Origin of the sequence: Paenibacillus sp. Aloe-11, assembly GCF_000245715.1 — a bacterium.
Lineage (GTDB): Bacteria > Bacillota > Bacilli > Paenibacillales > Paenibacillaceae > Paenibacillus > Paenibacillus kribbensis.
In genome coordinates this window covers 474,088-495,282 of record NZ_JH601056.1, presented here as the reverse complement: position 1 = coordinate 495,282, position 21,195 = coordinate 474,088, and the positions used below count along the sequence as shown (strand labels likewise).

The 21,195-nt window shown below is 45.8% G+C and carries 20 protein-coding genes; 16 read left to right on the top strand and 4 right to left on the bottom strand.

Features of this window, described 5'->3' with window-relative positions; all coding sequences use genetic code 11:
- Window positions 1-143: 143 nt before the first annotated feature.
- Entirely contained in the window at window positions 144-1,364 is a 1,221-nt protein-coding gene (locus tag WG8_RS15805; RefSeq protein ID WP_007431226.1) for an aminotransferase-like domain-containing protein, read from the bottom strand.
- A gap of 116 nt (window positions 1,365-1,480) precedes the next feature.
- Between WG8_RS15805 and pdxR the strand changes: the two genes are divergently transcribed.
- Window positions 1,481-2,956 carry a MocR-like pyridoxine biosynthesis transcription factor PdxR gene (pdxR, locus tag WG8_RS15800; protein ID WP_007431225.1) on the top strand — a complete coding sequence of 492 codons (1,476 nt, stop codon included), beginning with the start codon at window positions 1,481-1,483 and terminating at the stop codon, window positions 2,954-2,956.
- A gap of 88 nt (window positions 2,957-3,044) precedes the next feature.
- Window positions 3,045-3,269 carry a hypothetical protein gene (locus tag WG8_RS26630; RefSeq protein ID WP_007431224.1) on the top strand — a complete coding sequence of 75 codons (225 nt, stop codon included), beginning with the start codon at window positions 3,045-3,047 and terminating at the stop codon, window positions 3,267-3,269.
- Between the two features lie 111 nt (window positions 3,270-3,380).
- Here WG8_RS26630 and WG8_RS15790 read toward each other — a convergent pair whose 3' ends face one another.
- Entirely contained in the window at window positions 3,381-5,261 is a 1,881-nt protein-coding gene (locus WG8_RS15790) for a S8 family peptidase (protein WP_007431223.1), read from the bottom strand.
- 186 nt (window positions 5,262-5,447) lie between these two features.
- Here WG8_RS15790 and WG8_RS15785 point away from each other — a divergent pair, with 186 nt between their 5' ends.
- The 6 genes from WG8_RS15785 (at window position 5,448) to thiI (ending at window position 10,200) form a co-directional block, all read left to right on the top strand.
- On the top strand, window positions 5,448-5,954 hold the full coding sequence (locus WG8_RS15785; protein ID WP_007431222.1) for a YpuI family protein: 507 nt from the start codon (window positions 5,448-5,450) through the stop codon (window positions 5,952-5,954).
- A gap of 179 nt (window positions 5,955-6,133) precedes the next feature.
- Window positions 6,134-6,361: a DUF1540 domain-containing protein gene (locus WG8_RS15780; protein ID WP_029390016.1), complete on the top strand. Its 228-nt coding sequence runs from the start codon at window positions 6,134-6,136 to the stop codon at window positions 6,359-6,361.
- 45 nt (window positions 6,362-6,406) lie between these two features.
- A complete protein-coding gene (locus WG8_RS15775) occupies window positions 6,407-6,802 on the top strand; it encodes a hypothetical protein (protein ID WP_007431220.1) in 396 nt (131 codons plus the stop codon).
- 168 nt (window positions 6,803-6,970) lie between these two features.
- Window positions 6,971-7,669, top strand: a complete 699-nt coding sequence (locus tag WG8_RS15770; RefSeq protein WP_007431219.1) for a lytic transglycosylase domain-containing protein — start codon at window positions 6,971-6,973, stop codon at window positions 7,667-7,669.
- A 154-nt stretch (window positions 7,670-7,823) separates the two neighbouring features.
- A complete protein-coding gene (locus tag WG8_RS15765) occupies window positions 7,824-8,972 on the top strand; it encodes a cysteine desulfurase family protein (protein WP_007431218.1) in 1,149 nt (382 codons plus the stop codon).
- Window position 8,973: 1 nt separating this feature from the next.
- Complete coding sequence (thiI, locus tag WG8_RS15760) at window positions 8,974-10,200, top strand: tRNA uracil 4-sulfurtransferase ThiI (protein ID WP_007431217.1); 1,227 nt, start codon at window positions 8,974-8,976, stop codon at window positions 10,198-10,200.
- Window positions 10,201-10,273: 73 nt separating this feature from the next.
- Here the strand turns inward: thiI and WG8_RS15755 are convergent, their stop codons facing one another.
- Window positions 10,274-10,975, bottom strand: a complete 702-nt coding sequence (locus tag WG8_RS15755; RefSeq protein ID WP_043891104.1) for a TerC family protein — start codon at window positions 10,973-10,975, stop codon at window positions 10,274-10,276.
- Window positions 10,976-11,225: 250 nt separating this feature from the next.
- On the opposite strand from WG8_RS15755, the gene WG8_RS15750 reads away from it, so the two are divergent.
- From WG8_RS15750 to WG8_RS15730, 5 genes are all read left to right on the top strand, one after another.
- Entirely contained in the window at window positions 11,226-11,885 is a 660-nt protein-coding gene (locus WG8_RS15750; RefSeq protein ID WP_007431215.1) for a TerC family protein, read from the top strand.
- Window positions 11,886-12,045: 160 nt separating this feature from the next.
- Window positions 12,046-12,537: a hypothetical protein gene (locus WG8_RS15745; RefSeq protein WP_007431214.1), complete on the top strand. Its 492-nt coding sequence runs from the start codon at window positions 12,046-12,048 to the stop codon at window positions 12,535-12,537.
- A 292-nt stretch (window positions 12,538-12,829) separates the two neighbouring features.
- Complete coding sequence (typA, locus tag WG8_RS15740; protein WP_007431213.1) at window positions 12,830-14,671, top strand: translational GTPase TypA; 1,842 nt, start codon at window positions 12,830-12,832, stop codon at window positions 14,669-14,671.
- Window positions 14,672-14,787: 116 nt separating this feature from the next.
- Complete coding sequence (locus tag WG8_RS15735; RefSeq protein ID WP_043891103.1) at window positions 14,788-15,849, top strand: LCP family protein; 1,062 nt, start codon at window positions 14,788-14,790, stop codon at window positions 15,847-15,849.
- A gap of 376 nt (window positions 15,850-16,225) precedes the next feature.
- On the top strand, window positions 16,226-17,557 hold the full coding sequence (locus WG8_RS15730) for a PhoH family protein (protein ID WP_007431211.1): 1,332 nt from the start codon (window positions 16,226-16,228) through the stop codon (window positions 17,555-17,557).
- A 100-nt stretch (window positions 17,558-17,657) separates the two neighbouring features.
- Here the strand turns inward: WG8_RS15730 and WG8_RS15725 are convergent, their stop codons facing one another.
- On the bottom strand, window positions 17,658-18,755 hold the full coding sequence (locus tag WG8_RS15725; RefSeq protein ID WP_007431210.1) for a coiled-coil domain-containing protein: 1,098 nt from the start codon (window positions 18,753-18,755) through the stop codon (window positions 17,658-17,660).
- A 296-nt stretch (window positions 18,756-19,051) separates the two neighbouring features.
- On the opposite strand from WG8_RS15725, the gene WG8_RS15720 reads away from it, so the two are divergent.
- From WG8_RS15720 to WG8_RS15710, 3 genes are all read left to right on the top strand, one after another.
- The gene (locus WG8_RS15720; RefSeq protein WP_007431209.1) at window positions 19,052-19,702 is read left to right on the top strand and encodes an RsfA family transcriptional regulator; all 651 of its coding nucleotides are present in this window, start codon (window positions 19,052-19,054) and stop codon (window positions 19,700-19,702) included.
- A 153-nt stretch (window positions 19,703-19,855) separates the two neighbouring features.
- Complete coding sequence (locus WG8_RS15715; protein ID WP_007431208.1) at window positions 19,856-20,788, top strand: ketopantoate reductase family protein; 933 nt, start codon at window positions 19,856-19,858, stop codon at window positions 20,786-20,788.
- Window positions 20,789-20,792: 4 nt separating this feature from the next.
- On the top strand, window positions 20,793-21,182 hold the full coding sequence (locus tag WG8_RS15710; protein ID WP_043891102.1) for a DUF3397 domain-containing protein: 390 nt from the start codon (window positions 20,793-20,795) through the stop codon (window positions 21,180-21,182).
- Window positions 21,183-21,195: the final 13 nt, after the last annotated feature.

Below are 21,195 nucleotides of genomic sequence, written 5' to 3'. Positions count from 1 at the left end.
AGCATTTGAATCTGGAGAAGCGAAGCGTTCGCCTTTGCCCCCGGATTCCGACCTTTGTCGGAACTTATATAATTAGGAATCTGGGGGCAACAGCGATCGTAAGATCAAATGATTCGCGAAGCGGCCTCACCGTGCCAAGTTACTCAGCGCACGCTTTTTTCCAATCTTTCCTCCGTATACATTTTCAATGCCCGATCCAAACGGTCAACCGCTTCAGGAAGCAGTGAAGGATCAGTATGCGTAAAGTTGATCCGCATATGGTTGCTGCCGCTCAGATCAGCATAAAATACTTGTCCTGGCACAAATGCGACGCCTTCTTGAATAGCCAGTTCCAGCAAGCGATCGGAACGGAAGCCTTCGGGTAAAGTGACCCACATAAACATGCCGCCTAGTGCATCATTCCACGTAATGCCTTCCCATTGACGCTCTTTCATCAGCGTTGTCATGCGTAGCATACGAGAGTGATATTCGTTGGATACGGAACGAATATGTCCGTCCAAATCAAAAAAGTCCAAAAGCTCATTTAAAGCACGTTGATCGATACTGCTGGAGTGCAAATCAGCAGATTGTTTGGCTTTTGCAACTTTATCCACAATCGCTTGATCGGCAATCAGCCATCCAGAACGAACACCAGGAGCAACGGTTTTTGAGAACGTAGAGGTGTACATGACATGACCGTCTCCACCTTGCTGCTGGTCAATGGAGAAAAGGGATGGGAAGTTAAGGTTTTCGTCAAATTTGAGACGGCCGTAAGGATCATCCTCAAAAATCAAAGTTCCGTTTTTACGACATAGCTCAACAACGCCTGTTCTGCGTTCCATGCTCCATACATTCCCCGATGGATTGGAGAAGGTTGGGATGACATATACGAATTTAGGCTGATGTTCCTTGAGCTTGGCTTCAAGATCATCTAATTGCACACCATTGGAGTCTGTATTAACACTTACAATGTTGGCGCCATAGGACTTAAACGCCTGAAGAGCTGCCAAATAAGTAGGGGATTCCACCAATACAGTATCCTGCGGATCAAGCAGCACGCGCGAAACCAGATCGATCGTCTGCTGTGAGCCCGTCGTCATGATGATGTTATCTCTGGTGACGGAGATGCCTTGGGATGCCATCATGGTTGTAAGACGTTCCCGTAGAGGAATATATCCCTCGGTTAGACCGTATTGAAGCGCGGTAGTACCGCCGAGACGAAATACCCGTTCATAGGCTTGAGCAACAGCTTCGACGGGAAAAAAGGCATCGGCCGGAAGGCCTCCTGCCAGGGATAACACTTCTGTTCCCTGTGTCAGCTTCAAAATGTCCCTAACGATGGACGAGCCCTGAGTACGAGCCATACCCGAAAATTTGTATTCCAATCCAATCATCTCCTGTGTTCTATACTGTACTATGAAATTTGTTGTATTATAACGATAATGAAGTATAACAGTAAACGTCTGAATATAACAGTTGATTTTTGGAGGGGACGGTTCCGATGCATATTGATCTCAGCCGCAATAGCAGCGTCAAATTATATTTACAGATTGCCAAAACCTTGGCGGATCGCATCCAGTCCGGACTGCTGCCTCAGGGTACAAAGCTTCCCTCAGTCCGTCATTTGTCCAGTCTGCTTGCCGTAAGTCCCGTAACTGTAAGCAAAGCGTATGCAGAGCTGGAGTCGAATCATCTGGTTACATGTACGCAGGGCAAAGGATGCTATGTAGCGGAGCCTTCAGTATCCGTGCCACGCGAGGGGGCGCTGGATTTGTCATGGCAAATGTCGCTGGTCGATTATTTGCCGCGGGCACAGTTATGGAGAAACTTCAACCATAGCCGGCAGGTCCCCTATTCTTTTCATATCGCAGCCATTCAGCCGGAGCTTCTTCCTACACGTGAAATTATTGCAGATACCCGGCGTTTATCCTCTGAAAATCCTGACGCAATGGCTGTTTACGGTACGTTTGAAGGAGATTTGGCATTGAGGGAAGTGTTTGCAGCTCACATGAACGAACGTGGCATACGGACGGTAGCAGAACAGCTACTCGTGACCAGCGGTGCCCAACAGGGGATTGACCTGGTGGCGCGTACGTTTGTTGGCGCTGGCGATGTTGTCTACATGGAGGCTCCTACATATACTGGGGCCATTGATGTATTTACCAGTCGAGGTGCCAAAGTAATGATGATCCCGATGGATGAGCAGGGTATGCGGATCGATATCCTGACACGTCTTTGTGATACTCATCCGCCAAAGCTGATCTATACGATTCCCACCTTCCATAATCCTACCGGAGTGACTTTAACGACGGTCAGACGCACGCAATTGCTGGATTTAGCTCAAAGCTATCATTGTCTGATTGTTGAAGATGATCCATTTTCTGAACTATATTATAAAGCGAAGCCGCCACTTTCCATCAAGGCGCATGATCAGTCCGGACATGTGGTTTATATCAAAAGCTTCAGCAAAATCGTCGCCCCTGGCTGTCGTATAGCATGTGTAGCAGCTACTGGCAGTGTATTGGATCGTTTGGTGGCCGCCAAGTCAACTGCGGATTTGGGGAGTCCTTTATTAACGCAAAAAGCACTGTTGCCTTTCATCAGTCATCGGCTTGATCAGCATCTCATCTGGTTGCGGGATCAAATGCGGGATCGCCTGACATCGGCATTGCATACACTTCAGCGCTATGCTCCCCCAGAGGTTACTTGGTATGCTCCCGAAGGTGGACTCAATTTGTGGATTAAGCTTCCATCTGTTATTGATATCCCGGAATTAGGGCGATTGGCTGATCGAGAAGGTATTTCCTTTTTACCGGGTGCGGTGTGCTATGCAGGTGGTATGGACAGTAATCATATCCGTATTTCCTTTTCATATGCGGACAAGGAAACACTCAAAACAGGTCTGCGCAAGTTGTGTCGTTTGTTGGGCGAACAGCTTGATCATTTGGTCATTGTGGAAAGAAAGCCTATTTTATAGAGGGTATTTATATTTGGGGGTAATCGTCCAAGCACAGGGCATTTCTTCTTAATATGCTGTACTAATTCACCGAAAGGAGTTGCACCTTATGAGTCATTGCTCTTACGACCCGATCGTGTGCCCACCGATGCAATTTATAAATCATCAATTTGTTCCACAAGTCGTGCCTGTGGTTCATCCGATTGAAATTGTTAATCAGACGCACATTGTACCTATACCTCACCACGTATTTCCGGTGAGTGTAAAGGATCCTGGAGATCCATGCTGCCATACTCTGGGCCATGGCAAGCGTCGCGGTAGTTCCAAGCGTTAAGGAGCCTAAAAAAGCAGCCATGGTGTTATGAACTGCATCCCAATTGTTATTGGTGTCTAGCAATAGGGGGTAGTTCATGACTTATGGCTGCTTTTTGACCAAAAGGAATTGTTACATTTCCAGCTTCTTTAAAAGGGATTTTAATTTGTCGCTCAGATGTTGTGGATACAATTGTAAAGGAACATATGGACGTTGTGCTGCTTTTAACGCCTTGTACACATCGATTTGTCCATATCCGAAATATTTGTCATGTCCTGGCACGCCTAAATCAATGACGTTTTTTCTCATTAAATCCATAACCTCTTTATTGGTTAGGTCAGGATTGATTGACCGAATCAGGGCGGCGAGCGCAGACACATGCGGACTGGCCATCGAAGTACCCGACAAAGCAGCGTATTGATTCCCTGGATATGTGCTGGCGATGCTTGCACCTGGAGCCATGACGTCCACATAATCCCCATAGTTGGAAAAAGAGGCACGGTGCATGGAAGAATCTGTAGCCGAAACGGCAAACACTTCGGGGTACGCTGCAGGATAACCGGGGCGTTCCGTATTATCATTGCCCGTAGCTGCAACCAGCACGACGTCTTTGTCATAGGCGTATTTGATCGCATCATGCAAAAATTCAGCTTGTGCATAGTTGCCCAGACTCAAATTGATAACCTTGGCTCCATGATCGGCTGCCCATATAATACCTTCTGCCACCGAGTATGTCGTACCGGAGCCGGATTTGTCGAGTACCTTAACCGGCATGACCTTGTTATACCACGTCATGCCGGCGACGCCCTCGCCGTTATTCACGAGTGCAGAAATGATTCCAGCGACATGGGTTCCGTGACCGACGTCATCATAAGGTTTTTTAGATGGTTTTACCACGTTATGCCCCGAGAGGATTTGGCCCTTAAGGTCGGGATGATCCAGATCCACTCCTGTGTCCACGACGGCAACAGTTACATTCTTGCTGCCTTTGCTTAATCCCCAACCCCGGTTGGTTTCGGTGGCTGGCAGATTCCATTGATACCGAGAAAAGAGCAAATCATTAGGAACATTTCCATCAGAATTAAATAGCTTCTTTTCATTGGTTAGATACATATAGTGAGGTTCTGTATAAAGCGGATTCCATTTTTTCGAAAAGTATTGATTTAACTCCTTGTAGCTCATGTTATCGGAATGAAACACATAGGTGTAACCCAGCTTACGACCAGGTTCACAGTGCAAATCTCTTGCGATTTCGCGCAGCTGGCGTTGATCGGGATTGTGACGAAAGCGAACGACGATTTCATTTTCAAAATAATGGCTCGCATTCTCATTGTCGTGACCGGTCTTGACGGTAATATCGTGCAGGGTGTCAGGATGTACGGATTCGACCTTGTAGCTGCCTTCCTTGGGGTAGGGAATCAAACGCAGATTTTTGCGCTGATGCTTCTCCACGTCATGTAATACTTGCTGGCTGACCAAGGCGGCAACGCCATAGGTTCCGTCAGTCGATGGTTCTGCCATGACAAAATATTTACCGCCATCCACCTGAAAAGCAGCGGATTCGTAGGATTTATTTTGCATGACGGAACGGCGAGCCACAGCCATACTGCTTTTGATTTGAGGATCATTCAGCAGACGGGGGTGTGCTTTGCTGCCTGTATAGGTGTTGTTTTTCCCGTTACGCGTATGAATCCACTGTAACGTATGAAGATGGTTGTGCGATTGCTGCAGCTTGTGGATAAACCGTTTTTTCTGATCGTTGGTTTTGCCATGAAGCTCCCGCATGACATATTGAATATCCTGTCTGGCATCCATGCGAGTGAGTGAATCTGTAGCGGACACGTCCAAAGCCAGTATTCCCTTTTTAAGTTGCTTCTCTTGCTGTGGTACCATCTTGGCCGTATACTCGGGTTGCGGTGTGTGGCGGTGATCACGGGAAGGCAGCATCAGTGTGATAAGAAGCACCCCGGCAGCTGCGCCGAGCAGGGGCTTTAACCATTTTTGCCGAGACATGAGACCATCCTCCTTGAGTGTTTATAAATTTATGGTTTAGCGTGAGGAGGTTGGCATGTTTTTATACCTTTCAGTGCTTATTTGTGGTAGGATAAATACTGAAAATTACAGCTCTTTCGGTTAGAAGGGACTATTTTCGGGTAACCAAATTGATGAACAAGCAACAAATAAGGGGGAGCTGCCTTGATGTCAGCAGTCAACGTACAAAAATTATGTGAGTCGGCGCAGGAGAGACTGAAAACTGCCGTAAAACGTGTGGAAAAATTCCTCAATGAGCATGCCCTGCCGCAGCTTGCTGTGGATGGAAATGAGGAGTCCGTACTTTTTTATAAAGGCTTTTTGTCGGATCTCCGCCATATCCTTGTTTTTTCCGAAGTATCCTATGAAAAGCTGGGTGTGGCTTTACGCCGTGCCAACTTTGACGTCGATTTTGCGGAAAAGGCATTGTATAACGTTTACCATGACTGCGTGAACAGCTTTTTTTATCCCAAAAATGAATCTTACGCAGAGGACGGACGCTATGCTTATACGGGACAAGATGCTATTCGCTTCCGTAAAACGCCTGTGCCTGCCGCGCGCGAAGTGATCATGGACATTACTAAAAATTTTGAAGAGCTGCGTGATGATCTGACTTATTATGAAAGTGATTATTTGACTCAGCGTCGTATGCAGACTCGTCGTACTCATGCTTAAGCAATTCATGAGTTGATCGTTTTTAATCGAAAACTAAGACAAGCAAGCCGTTTTCTCATGCATCCTGCCAGTTTGGAGGAGGTGAAGAAAGCGGCTTTTTTCGTATGTCACCAACTGCCATATGTCAGACGCGCATAGGTGCGCGGGAGAAGGGGGAAAATGAATCCGAGGTGATGATCATGAGCCAAGAGGCCAAGCCCATAGTTAAATGCAGTGTAGCCAATTGCCATTATTGGGGAGAAAACAACTTTTGCAAGGCGGATTTGATTATGATTGAAGTTGATGGTCATGCCGATAAGAAATTTAAGGAAGAATATGCGGGAGAAAGCTTCAGCTCTGAAGAACGTGATAAAGCTGCCACGTCTGCTGCCACTTGTTGCCACACTTTTAAGCCGAAGTCTTTGTAAAAAACTCATAACGCCAATCATTCGCATTTGGAGGTGCAGTGTATTATGGAGGATCATGAAACCGAAAAGCATCAAAATGAAGAGCATTTTAGCCGTGAACGAGTAGATTACCCACGTCATATTCAAAAGCATTCCGCCAAGCGACGTCATCACCGTGAAGAATATGCCGCAGAAGTGGCTCCCGGCTCGCCAGTTGTGACTCGGGATGAGGACAAAGGTGAACAGAAGGTTATAAATAACAGTGGTCGTATTTCCGGTTATGTTGGCATAGCCGCAGGAATTGCATCCCTGTTCATGTGGTCTATTGTGCTGGGGCCAATCGCTGCGGTTTTAGGTTTTTTTGCTTATGTGAATGGTAGCAAAACGACAGGCATTTGGTCGATTGGACTTGGTGCGCTCGCAACATTGAGTTATTTCGCTTTTATCCCGTTTGTTCGTTGATCCTGCGAAGGTACAAAAAAGCTTAATGATTAAAGCTCCACTGTCTTTTCGACAGATCAGGAGCTTTTTTTCGTTAAAGGTATGGCAGTACATAGCAAAAAGTTGTATCATTAGCAGTAACGATAAGCTATTTGGGATACAACAACTACAGAAAGTTGGGAACACCACATGCAAATTGATCCGCGCGTGTCCAAATCCATGTTAGACATGCAGCTATTAAATAATATAAGTGCTACAACCCAAACGGGCACAACGGACGCTTTTTCCGGATTGCTGGAGCAAGTAGGTCAGTTGGAGACAGATGATGCCGCGACTCGTGAGAATTCTGGCGATGTTACCCGAGATGAAAATGGGTTGCTCTGGCTCCAATTGGGACCTTCGAGGGGAGCATCTTCCCCTTTTGCGGTATACCCTGCTTCTTCCAGCACAGCAAGCGACGGACCTACGAAGCCTACTGCATATGATGGTTTGATTAACGAGGCCAGCCAAAAATACGGCGTTCCGGTAGCTTTGATTAAAGCGGTTATTGATACGGAATCTTCATTTAATCCGCTGGTCACTTCTTCAGCTGGGGCCAAAGGGCTTATGCAGCTTATGGATGCTACCGCTCAAGGTTTGGGAGTTAGTGACCCATATGATCCTTCGCAAAACATCGATGCTGGCGTTCGTTATTTGTCTTACCAGATCAAACGTTTTAACGGACAGGAAAATATGGCCTTGGCGGCATATAATGCAGGCCCGGGGCGGGTGCAGCGTCTTGGTGTAAGCAGTGATGAGCAATTGCTGGCTGTACTGGATAAGCTTCCATTAGAAACGCAAAAATATATTACGAAAATACAGAATGCACGTGAAAAATATACGATGTAAGCCCTATAGCTTATAAAAAAATGTGCGAAATTTTAATTAGATCAGGTGCGCAGACAGGATCAATATGGGGAAAGGGTGTCGCTGGAACGTAGCGGCCTTTCCCTGTTTTGGTTCTTTTTTGTTGCAGCAGTTGTAGGGCAGAAAGGGGAGTTTTATGAGATATTTTGATTATGCTGCGACAACTCCGCCTTTTGAAGAGGTAATTACAACAATTGCCGAGGTCATGAGACGACATTATGGCAATCCATCTTCGATGCATCGTTTTGGAGAGGATGCGGATAAGTTGCTTAAGCGTTCCCGGGAAGTATGCGCTGCGGCTTTGGGCGTGCAGCCGGCGGAGATTGTATTTACATCCGGGGCAACTGAAAGCAACAATTTGGCCATTAAGGGAGCAGCAATACAATATCAGGCCAGAGGCAAACATATCGTTACGGTATCGACAGAGCACCCGTCTGTATATGAGGCTTGCAAACAGTTGACAGATCTGGGCTTTGAAGTTACGTTTTTGCCCGTTGATGCGGAAGGGCATATCAGCGCCGAGCAGGTATGTGATGCCGTCCGTCAAGATACGATTCTGGTCAGTATCATGCATGTTAATAATGAGACGGGAAGGGTACAACCGTTGCATGACATCGGGGCTGCCTTGAAGAAACAGTTCCCTCGTGTCCTATTTCATGTTGACGGTGTACAGGGCTATGGAAAGCTTCCGGTTGATATTCGGGGATGGCAGGCTGATCTGTACAGTCTTTCTGCGCATAAGCTACGCGGACCCAAAGGTGCTGGACTGCTGTTCGTTCGGGAAGGTGTGAAGCTTTTTCCACTGCTGAGTGGCGGTTCTCAGGAGCAGGGATTGCGTGCAGGTACGGAAAATGTGCCGTTGCTTGTTGGCATGTCCAAGGCGGTACGGCTGGCGGGCGAACGGCAAGCTGAGACAGCACGGCGTATGACTGAGTGGAGAGATCGGGTAGTTGCAGAAGTGAAGACGATTCCTCAACTGCGGCTGAACAGCGGGGAGGAAGCGCCACATATTGTCCATTTTTCGTATCCGGGCATGAAGGCTGAGGTGCTGTTGCATACGCTGGAGCAATTGGGTGTGGCAGTATCAACCCAATCGGCCTGCTCCTCGAAATTGGCCGAGCCCAGCCGGGTGCTGCTCGCGATGGGATGCAGTGAGCTGGAAGCGTCCGGCGGCATTCGTATCAGCTTCGGCGACGAACATACGGAACAGGATATCAACGAGCTTATACTTGCGCTGCGGCAGGCTGTAGCTAAGCTGGAATCCCTGGAAAGGTGGAAACATTAAAATGCATTATGATATGCTATTGCTTCGCTTTGGCGAATTTACATTGAAAGGGAAAAACCGCACCCGTTTTGAAAAAGCGGTATTGAATCACGTAAAGCTGCTGCTCAAGCCGTTTCCCGGCGCCTCTTTGCGAAAGGAATTTGGACGAATTTATGTGGTTCTCGGAGGAGAGCCTTATGAGCAGATCATTCAAGTGCTAAAAAAAGTGTTTGGTATCACCACGATTAGTCCTGTCAAAATGGCTCCTGCCCAGCTTGATGAGATCGTTAAGACTGCTGTAGAGCTGATGCGTGAGCTGAATGTGGCAGAAGGTACAACTTTCAAGGTTAATGCCCGCAGAGTGTGGAAGGAGTTTGCCCATTCTTCCCATGAGATGAACCACCTTATTGGTTCCCCTATATTACGGGAGTTTCCGGCGTTAAAGGTCGATGTGCATCAACCGAATATTGAACTGCGTGTAGAGGTCAGGGAACAGGCAGCTTATATATTTAGCGAGATTATTACGGCTGTAGGAGGCTTTCCGCTAGGTACGAACGGCAAGGCCATGCTGCTCTTGTCAGGTGGAATCGATAGCCCGGTGGCAGGCTGGTCTTCCATGCGCAGAGGATTGGAAATCGAATGTGTTCATTTTTATAGCTACCCGTTTACAAGCGAGCGCGCAAAAGAAAAGGTTATTGATCTGGCAAGGGTATTAGCTGGTTATGCAGGGCGGATTAAGATCCATCTGGTACCGTTTACGGAGGTGCAGACGGCTTTTACGCGCACGGGACAGGATAATCTGATGATTACGCTCGTGAGGCGGTCGATGCTGCGGATTGCAACGATGCTGGCTGAGCGTGAAGGAGCACTGGCCCTTGTAACGGGTGACAGTCTGGGTCAAGTGGCTAGTCAAACATTATCCAGCATGAATGTCATTGGCCGTTCGACAGAGCTGCCTTTGCTGCGGCCTCTCGTCATGATGGATAAACAGGAAATCACAGAAATCGCGAAGCAAATCGGTACCTACGATCTATCTATTCTCCCTTATGAGGATTGCTGTACATTGTTTGTTCCCAAATCCCCGACAACCAATCCCAACTTGTGGGTTGTTCAAAAGATTGAAGCCTCTATTCGGGATTTGAATGCCTTGATCGAGCAGGCTGTGGCTGCAACCGAGACTGTCGTTCTTGAGGCAGGTGGGGCTATGGAGGGCCGTAAGGAGGAAGTTGTGCAGGAAGATTGGTTTTAAGGCATAAAAAAGGCAGACCCATCAGTGACGCTGTTGGTCTGCTTTTTTGATTAGAGCTTTGAAAGGATTTTAATCATTTAAAAACGGCTTTTTCACGGTTGGATATGGCCCTGCGGTTTTGAAGATACCCTGTGAGTAATATACCAACCATAACTAAGCCAATAAACACAATGCGTAACGCAGGGTGCTCGGTAAAGTACGACTCAAGCTTACGCTCTTCGGTAATCATATTAGACGCCGTATAACCAAGCACGGCTGATCCCAAATAGATAATCCAGGGGAATTTATGAATAAGCTTGATAAAAAGAGTGCTTCCCCATACAACGATCGGCACACTGACCAGCAGACCGAGCACCACGAGCACCAAATGCTGCTGGGCAGCGCCGGCAACAGCAATTACGTTGTCCAGACCCATGGCCGCATCGGCTATAATAATGGTGCGAATAGCGCCCCATAAAGTGGTTCCGGCTTTGACTTCGGTGTGATCCTCCTGATCCACCAGCAACTTATACGCGATCCAGATTAGCATTACACCACCAATCAATAATAACCACGGTATTTGAAGCAACCAAAGCACTACAATGGTGGCTGCTATGCGAATGAGCAGGGCACCTCCTGTGCCATATATAATCGCTTTTTTTTGCGTTGTGGGCGGTAGCTTCCTGGCGGCAAGTCCAATTACAATTGCATTATCTCCTGCGAGTAGAAGGTCAATAAATATCACATTAAGCAGTAGCCAAATAAACTGAAATCCGGACATGTCAATTGTTCTCATCTCCCTGATTAAGCATCCCAAGATCCTTAATCTCTGTATATTAATGCCTGTTTTTCGAAAATACGATTTATTATATTGCTGATCGCTGCTGATTTCAAGGTATTTACTCAACAAATGTGACATGAGTTTTTAAGAAATGATGACTTATGATGAACAACACAACCTGACTGATTGGGATTTTATGTATTTTATGATACGAGCATAGCCTCCTCCTGTTGCGCATACAAGTAGGATGGGGGTGTTTGTACACATGGAGCATATCATTTTGCTGTTAAAAATATTAATGATCAATTTGGTGTTAAGCGGTGATAATGCGGTTGTTATAGCCATGGCGAGCAAAAACTTGCCTGCCAGACAGCGTAGCCAAGCGATATGGTGGGGGGCGGTAGGCGCAGTTGGCCTGCGCTGTGTGTTGACTTTTGTAGCAGTCATTTTGCTGCGCATACCCTTTATTCAAGCGGCGGGCGGTCTGCTTCTGTTATGGATTGCGTTTAAGCTGCTTTACGAGAATGAGGATCATGTCGGAATCAGAGCTGAAACCAGCATATGGAAGGCTATACAGGTGATCCTGATAGCGGATTTTGTAATGAGTCTGGATAACGTATTAGCTATCGCAGCACTTGCGAATGGAGATATCGCCATTATTGTCATCGGCATTGCGATTAGCATTCCAATTGTGGTCTGGGGCAGCAATGTTATTGCGATCTGGCTTCACCGCTTCCCTGTACTTGTTTTGCTCGGGGCTGCAATTTTAGCCTTCACAGCAGGAGAAATGCTGCTGCGTGATTCCAGATTAGGCGTATGGTTAGCAGGAGCAGGGGAAGTTTTATATGCATGGTTACCGGGATTGCTGGCCGCAGCAGTTATCATTGTCGGCATATATCGTCAGCTGCGAGCCCACCACATTTGAACGTAGTTTTTTTGGAAGACATCGGCTAAACTATACATAGGGTTTTGCAGATGCCGGGGATTTTGCTCGGTTTTTGTAAATACGCTATATTCATCAAAATACACGCAAAAACAATCACATTAAAAAACACAAACCAATTCAGCAAGCAAAGGAGACCGCGATGAATTTCGGAAAAGAGCGTATGATCGGAGTGGGCATTGTTGCCGTAGGACTGATTATTTTGTTGGGAAAACTGGGGGCATTCTCCTTTTTGGGACGAACCTTTTGGCCCTTGCTGATATTAATCCCGGGCATTATATTGCATGCGATGTACATGATGCGTAAAGTATCCCCCTTTATGCTGCTGCCCGCCGGAATTTTGACGGTTTATGGCTTGTTATTTTCTCTTTGTAATACCTGGGGCTGGCATTTAATGGCCTACCTGTGGCCTTTGTTGCTTCTTGGGGTGGCGATCGGATTGTGGGAATATGCTATCAATGATTTATCACTTTCTCGTAATGTATACACAGGTGGCGTCATCTTAGGCTTGGTATCGGTGGTTTTATTGATGATTAGCCTGTTGAGAACAGGCATTATTTATATTATTGCAGTATTGCTGATCGGGGCTGGAATTTGGCTGGTCGTTAACAACCGCGGCACACGTAAATGGTAGAACGACAAGCTGTCAGGATTCATGGCGGTAAATTACGGAACAGGGAAGAATGTCTTGCTTTATGACATATTTCAACTATAATATAATGGATATGATAAAAGCGTCGGAATGATTTCTGACGCTTATTTTAAGGTTTTCACGCGAATCGGAGAGAGAAGCTGTCTGTATAAGGCCTAAAACATATAGGAGGCTGGCAGGGAGTGGGCCTGAAGAACGATTGTTAGCCTTGAATCAGTATTACTTCAGGATAGAGACACTATTTTGATATACGGAAAGGATATGGATACAAACCATGCATGCAAGAGAGAACATTCGGAATATTGCGATTATTGCCCACGTCGACCACGGTAAAACGACGCTTGTCGACAAGCTGCTTCAACAGTCTGGAACTTTTAGAGAACACGAGGCTGTTCAGGAGCGCGCCATGGACTCCAACGATCTGGAGCGTGAACGCGGTATTACGATTTTGGCTAAAAATACAGCTATCACTTACAAAGATTATCTGATTAACATTGTAGATACACCAGGACACGCCGACTTTGGCGGTGAAGTAGAACGGATTATGAAAATGGTTGACGGCGTTTTGCTCGTCGTTGATGCTTATGAAGGCTGCATGCCGCAAACGAAATTCGTACTGCGGAAAGCGCTGGAACAAAATCTGACGCCTATCGTTGTCGTGAACAAAATTGACCGTCCGGCAGCTCGCCCGGCAGAAGTCATTGACGAAGTGCTGGATCTGTTCATCGAGTTGGGTGCGAATGATGAGCAATTGGAATTCCCTGTTGTGTACGCTTCGGCGCTGAACGGAACTTCCAGTCTGGATGCTGAAAAGCAAGACGATAACATGCAGGCATTGTACGAAACCGTTGTAGAGCATATTCCAGCTCCAACTGAAAAAATAGATGAGCCTCTTCAATTCCTCGTAACTCTGATGGACTACAACGAATACCTGGGCCGAATTGCTGTAGGTCGTGTAAACCGCGGTATCATCAAGCAGGGACAATCGGTTACTGTTATTCAGCGTGATGGCAGCAGTAAAACAGCACGTATTGAGAAATTGTTTGGTTTCCAAGGCCTGAAACGCATTGAAACTGATCAAGCGGGCGCTGGCGACATTGTGGCGATTGCGGGAATCAAGGATATTAACATCGGTGAAACCATTGCTGATCCGAGTCATCCTGAAGCTTTGCCTGTACTGAAAATTGATGAGCCAACACTGCAAATGACCTTCTTGGTTAACAACAGCCCATTCGCAGGACGCGATGGTAAGTGGGTAACATCCCGTAAATTGCGTGAGCGTCTTCTAAAAGAGCTTGAAACAGATGTCAGCTTGCGTGTGGATGAAACGGACAGCCCGGACGCTTTCATTGTATCTGGACGCGGTGAGCTGCATCTGGGTATCCTGATTGAAAACATGCGTCGTGAAGGCTACGAACTTCAAGTGTCCAAACCGGAAGTTATCGTTAAGGAAATTGATGGCAAGAAAATGGAACCTATCGAGCGTCTCCTCATCGATATTCCAGAAGAAAGCATGGGCGCAGTTATGGAAAGCCTGGGCTCCCGTAAAGCTGAAATGGTTAACATGATCAACAACGGTACCGGACAGGTTCGCTTGGAATTCCTGATTCCTGCTCGTGGTTTGATCGGTTACACTACGAACTTCCTGACATTGACTCGTGGTTACGGCGTAATGAACCATGCATTTGACAACTATGGCCCATTTGTTGGCGGTCAAGTTGGCGGTCGTCATCAAGGTGTTCTCATTTCTACCGAAAACGGCAGTTCTACATTTTATGGAATGCTCGGCGTAGAAGATCGCGGTATTTTGTTCCTGGAGCCAGGTACTGAGATCTATGAGGGTATGATCGTTGGGGAGCACACGCGTGATAACGACATTGTCGTTAACATTTGTAAAGAAAAACAATTGACCAACGTTCGCTCTGCAACAAAAGATGATACGGTTAAGCTGAAAACACCTCGTATCTTCTCCTTGGAGCAGGCGCTTGAATATCTGAATGATGATGAGTATTGCGAAATTACACCTAATGCCATTCGTTTGCGTAAAAAGATCCTGAACAAAGGTGAGCGCGAGCGTGCGGAGAAACAACGTAAAACAGCACAAGCAAATGCGTAATTAATTGGTTTGGTCTTTGGCCACAGCGGCGACGCCCAGAAGGGATGCGCCGCTGTATGTGTTTTTAGATTATAAACTCGGAGTCTTTCTCAAAACGCAGGAAAAGGTGTTGAATCATGAGTAATCTTTCAAATGGATTGCCTCCCCGGACACAAAGCGGGAAAAAATCCCCCAAACAGAAAAAAACGAAAAAGAAAAAAAGCTTTTTCAGATCGTTTATGAAGTTTGTCTTGTTTCTGCTCATTATAGGTATCTTGGCAGCAGGTGGTTATACCTACTATATTTATAATCAGGTAGAGGAAGTCTTGGATACGGGAAACAACAAGGAAGTACCTCAAACGGAATTGGCAGAAGCTAAGCCTTTGACCATCTTGTTGCTTGGAACCGATTACCGTCCTGATCATCCGACGTATTTGTCAGATGTTATTATGGTAGCCACATTGAATCCCAATACTAAATCGTCTACCATCGTATCCTTGCCGCGCGATACACGTCTGGAAATGGATGGATATAAACCGCGCAAGCTAAATGAGTATTATCCGGTATTTAAAGCCAGAGAGAAGGAATCTGGTGAGGTCGCTGAAGAGCAAATGAAGAAGATGATCGGCAAATATTTAAACATTAATATTGATTATGTAACGGTTATTAACTTCCAGGGCTTTAGAGATGTTGTGGATAATTTGGGTGGCGTAGATGTTACGGTTGATAAAAATATGTGTTATCGTGACCGTGCAGATGGTACCGATATTAATCTGACAGCTGGAGCCAAGCATTTGAATGGTGATCAGGCTCTTGATTTTGTGCGTTACCGCAAATCGAATTGTCGTCCGAGAACGGCTGAATCTGACGATTTTGATCGCAACCGTCGACAAAACCAGGTGCTTCATTCCCTAATTGACCAAATGCAATCCTTTAACGCTTTGACCAAGTTTAGCGCAATTATTAAATCAGTTGATAAAAATATGATGACTGATATCGAGTCACAGCAAATGAAAAATATTGTACAAACCTATTGGAATATTTCCAAGCAAAATGTGAAGTACAATCCGGTAGCGGGAACATGGCGTAGTCCTTATGTATATATTGATGAGCAACAGCTCGATGCAGCCAGACAGGCGCTCCAAGAGGAATTGGCAAAAAAAGAAAATGATAGTACTGCAACTTCTTCCAATTCCTGAGTATGTATCTTTCTTCCGTCTTATGTTATACTCGCAGCGAGTAAAAGCACTTATATGACATAAGGGGGTTGAAGTATGTCTGAATTTGTAGTGCGTCAAGCATATCGTTTGGATATGTGCAACGGTTTGGAATCAAATATCGTCTGTTGTTTCTGTATGGAAATGAGAGAAAAAAGCTAGGTCCAGTGAATGATCACTGGGCCTTTTGTGTCTTCCTAAGGTGTACAGGCTCATAGGCTATGTTGAGCTACAAAATTTTCGCTGCTTCATGCTCATGAAGAGGTCTTTTTTAAGGGAATCAGCAAGTATTGAGGAACCTGTGAATAGGATAGATATGAAACACGAGATTGTCCACGCCGCTTTGGAGGGGATTTTAATGAAGAAAATTTTTGTGCTGGATACGAATGTGCTGCTGCATGATCCGAAAGCCATTTTTACCTTCAAAGAACATGAGGTTGTTATTCCAGCTGTTGTTCTGGAAGAAATCGACTCCAAAAAACGCAACGCGGATGAGATTGGACGCAATGCCCGCAATGTATCACGATTATTGGACGGGTTGAGAGAAGTAGGTCATCTGCATAGTGGTGTTCCGCTTCCCCAAGGTGGGAGGCTTAAGGTTGAGTTAAACCACCGGAGTTTTTTGAAAGTTCAGGAGATGTTTGGGGAGGTTTCTAACGATAATCGGATTTTGGCAGTCGCCTTGAACTATCATCTGGAAGAGCAGGATCAGCCTGAACCGCGTTCGGTCGTGTTGGTCAGTAAAGATGTACTCGTCAGAATCAAGGCAGATGTATTGGGACTGCTGACCGAAGACTATTTATCCGATAGAACAGGTGATCCAAGCGAGCTATACCCCGGGTATTCAGCAATCCAGGTGCATCCGTCCATCATAGATGAATTTTACTCCAATCGTTTTTTATCAATCAGATCACTGAATTCACCCTATACGCTGTATCCGCATGAATTTGTGATTCTGAAAGATCAAATGGGAACTGGAAAGTCAGCTTTGCTGAAAGTGAACCATGATGCAGAGCGATTGGAGCCACTGTATTTAAGTAACGAATCGGTGTGGGGAATCAGCGCGCGTAATGCTCAACAGCGGATGGCGTTGGAGCTTTTACTGAATGACGATATCCCACTTGTAACGATTACCGGAAAAGCGGGTACGGGTAAAACGTTGCTGGCGCTGGCAGCGGGTTTGCTTAAGGTAGAGGATGAACATCGTTTCAAGAAATTGCTGATTGCCAGACCTGTTGTTCCTATGGGCAAGGATATCGGATATTTACCGGGAGAAAAGGAGGAAAAGCTTCGCCCATGGATGCAACCGATTTACGATAATCTGGAGTACCTGTTTGACGCCAAAAAATCAGGTGATATTGATAAAATTTTGATGGGCTTGGGCAGCATTCAGGTGGAGGCGCTCACTTATATTCGCGGGCGTTCAATACCAGGGCAATTTATTATTATCGATGAGGCTCAGAATCTATCCCGCCATGAAATCAAGACGATTGTGTCCCGAGTCGGAGAGGGGAGCAAAATCATTTTGATGGGTGATCCGGAACAGATTGACCACCCGTATCTGGATGCTGCCAGCAACGGATTGACCTATGTGGTGGAACGGTTCAAGCAGGAAGGGATTAGCGGGCATATTATGTTGGAAAAAGGAGAACGCTCCAAGCTCGCACAGCTGGCTGCCGATCTGCTATAAGGTTCAGATCGTTTTTACAAATATTAAAGACCTCGGGAGCATCCCGGGGTCTCTTGTTTTATTCACGTAAAATGCAGAATAATGTAAGGTGAGCAAAAGCCTATTTCAGGCTTAATTCGAGCTTAACTTCAAGTGTTCCCGCCGAGGTGTGTACTTCTGTGGCTTTAACATACGAAATGAGCTGCTGTGGATAAAAGCCCAGATCAAAATCATTTTCCAGCTTGTTACGGGTCGTATCCGGCAGTTCCAGCCCGTTAAATACTAGACGATCCACATGAAATAAAATTGCATTTTGTGGTTCGTTCTCTACAGTGTAGTGCCCTTCTACCATCAATTTCATCGTTCCCTGTTGGCCTTCTACCACAATATGGTCCTGCTTGAAAGAAAAGTTGAAGTGATTGAACAATTCATTTTCAGATTTTAAAAACCGGTTAAACTCTTCCTCACGAATGTTTATCGTAATGGTTTTGCCGTTCGTAATCATGGCTCCTTGCTGCTGTTGAATAAATTGAGGTAAATCCTGCATAGCCTGCGCTAGTGCTTTAAAGTGTCTATTTACCTCATAGACGCCTACATTCTCCCAGTAAGCAGTCAGCTCACTGATCAGCTTGCGGAGAGTATCCGGGTCCTTACTGGCGCTAACACCCTCGTTTACACGCGACTGAAGCATGAGAATACGTTTACGTTGTTCCAGTAAGTTTGTTTTGACCTTCTCCAATTCCAGCGAGGCCTGAGTGACTTGTTGCTCTGTTTTTCGCATAGTCTGAACATTGGATTCGTATTCCTGAAGAACATCCTGATCATGACTAATTAACAGCAAGTAGTAATCGTACAAGGAGAGAAGCTGCTTTAGATTTTTCGCCCCCAGCACTACACTGAGCAGCTTGTCCCTTTCCCCCATATAATAAGAGCGTAGCACAGACCCGGCACGGTTCCGTTGCAAGGTCATCTGCTCCTGCTGTGTGATGAGATTGCTTCGTAATTCCTGTTGATGCTGTATAAGAGTCTTTTGCTCCTGGCTGATACGCTCAATTTCATGGTCTATTTCAATAATCGACAGGCTATCTTGTAAAATCTGGTTTGCCTCCTGGGAAGGGGCAGCCAGAATAGGACGTACATACATTGAAGTTAGCATCGAGGTTAATATCATAGCGATGATCAGCAGGGTACAGCATATGATTTTTATTGGTTTTTCCATTTGGTTTCCCCTTTTATGTATTACCGAAAAAGACTGATGATAATGTATATGATCTTTTCTCATTCTTTAACCATTCATTTATTGTACAGCAGTCAGAGCATACTTGTAACCCAAAACTGTTTGCGTTCACGTATGAGTTCTTGCAGAAATGGAAATACAATTTAGTATCAAATAGATTCTATGAACTCTACGAGAGGCATAGGAATGAATAAACAGCTTTTATACCCTATTCAAATACCGGCAAGCTCGGTTCATGAAGACGGTTATTTCAGGATGTTGTTAGGAGGGCTAGGAGCATGACTGCAATAAGACAAGATGCATGGAGTGCAGAAGATGATTTGATATTGGCGGAGGTGACATTGCGCCATATCCGGGAAGGCGGTACACAGCTTGCTGCGTTTGAGGAGGTTGGGCAAAAAATTGGAAGAACCTCCGCGGCATGCGGCTTCCGCTGGAACAGCTGCGTGCGCAAACGCTACGATGAAGCGATTAGCATTGCCAAAGCGCAGCGTCAAAAACGTAGTTATATCCGCAAGCAGAGTCCGGTGGGAGTATCGCAGGTGGCGGCCTTTGCCACACTGGATACGGTCGAAGGGGGATACAGAGCGGATGGAATGAATGAGGATACGTTATCTATTGATGCGGTGATTCGCTTTTTGCGTCAATGGAAAGGGACTGTGCAGGAAACCAATCGACAGATTAAGATGCTGGAAAAAGATTTGCGGGAAAAGGAAGAAGAATTGAATCAGCTTCGTTCCATTAATGATCGGCTGTCCAAGGAAGTCAACGAAGTTCAAACCGACTATCGTGTCGTAAATGATGATTATAAAGCCCTGATTCAGATTATGGACCGAGCACGGCGCTTGGCTTTAATTACTGAGGATGAGGATGAGCTTAAATCTAGATTCAAAATGGACGCCAATGGGAATCTGGAGCGTATTGAGTAGCAAGATTACATCAGCAAATACCATATAAAACGTCAACTCGTGCTTTGCCGTAGTTGGCGTTTTTTGTATTTCTCTGGAGTGCATATGATATAGTAGAAAAAAAGACGGAAGCGAGACGATACAAACGTGATTGATATTATTGGAGCGGGTTCAATGGGATTACTGTTCGCGGGAAGACTGGCGGCCACAGGTACTGATGTGAGATTGTGGACACGAACACTTGAACAGGCACTCAGCATTGCTTGTGACGGAATTACAGTGTTTGACAAAGGGGGAGAGATCGCTGTTCATGTACCTGGAGATACATTAAAGGTAGCTCCACTGGCGGATTGGCAGCGGTTAAATTCACATGCTCCCGCACAATGGATTTTTTTAATGACCAAACAGGGGGCCATCGAGGAAGTATTAAAGCAGATTCTACCTGTGGCTAAGACGGAAAAAGAAACGGCAATCGTTTGTTTACAGAACGGGATCGGACATATTGAACGTATTAGACAGGCCTGGCCCGAAGCCGAGTTATACCCTGCCGTGACGACCGAAGGAGCCAAGAGACAAGGAGCCACATCTATTGTGCATGCTGGAGCGGGTGTGACTGAAATTGGCTGGTATGAGGAACGGGGGAAGACGCAGGACAGGAATTTCAAACAATACGTGTTAAATCGGCTGCTCGCAGCAGGATTTGACGTTTGCTTGTCGAAAGAAATCGAGAATGGTATATATCGCAAGTTGTTGATTAATGCCGTGATCAATCCGTTGACAGCGATATGGCGAATTCGTAACGGCGAGCTGCTTTTGGACCCTGTTCGTTTACATATGATGCGCAAGCTGTATGATGAAGGCATTCAAGTGTATGAAGCCTGTGGTATCCACTGGGACAGCAGTTGGTGGGACCAAATTATGAATGTTTGCCAGGCAACGGCAGAAAACCATTCGTCCATGCTGGCCGATGTGCTTGCACAGTCCATGACAGAAGTTGCTTCCATTAACGGGCAGCTGGTGCAGATGGCAGAGCAGGCTGGGGTTACTGCACCAACTCATGAGGTATTGTGGCAATTAATTGAAGGCATGCGGCTAAAAGAGGGGTGATCAGTTGAGTATTATACAAGGTACCATTAGCACATTCAGTATTCTTCCCTTTTTTCCGTTTCTGATCGTATTTGTGGTTTGTCGCTACATTCTTAAAATGGAAAAGAAGAAATCATTGCTTGCATCGATGGATATTACCACGGCTTTTCTGATTCTTTCCGTCGCGGCACTCTTTAACGTCATTTTCACATCCCGGTTCGGTTTTTATTTGATTTTACTTCTTTTACTATTGGCGCTGGGTTTAATTGGAGGTGCGCAAAATCGAATAAAAGGCAAGGTTGATGGTAAAAGATTATGTAGAGCGGTCTGGAGATTAACTTTTATAGCTATGACATTGGCGTATATTTTATTGACTGTTGTTGGTATATTTAAGAATATATTCAATTCCATGTGATATAATGTGACAC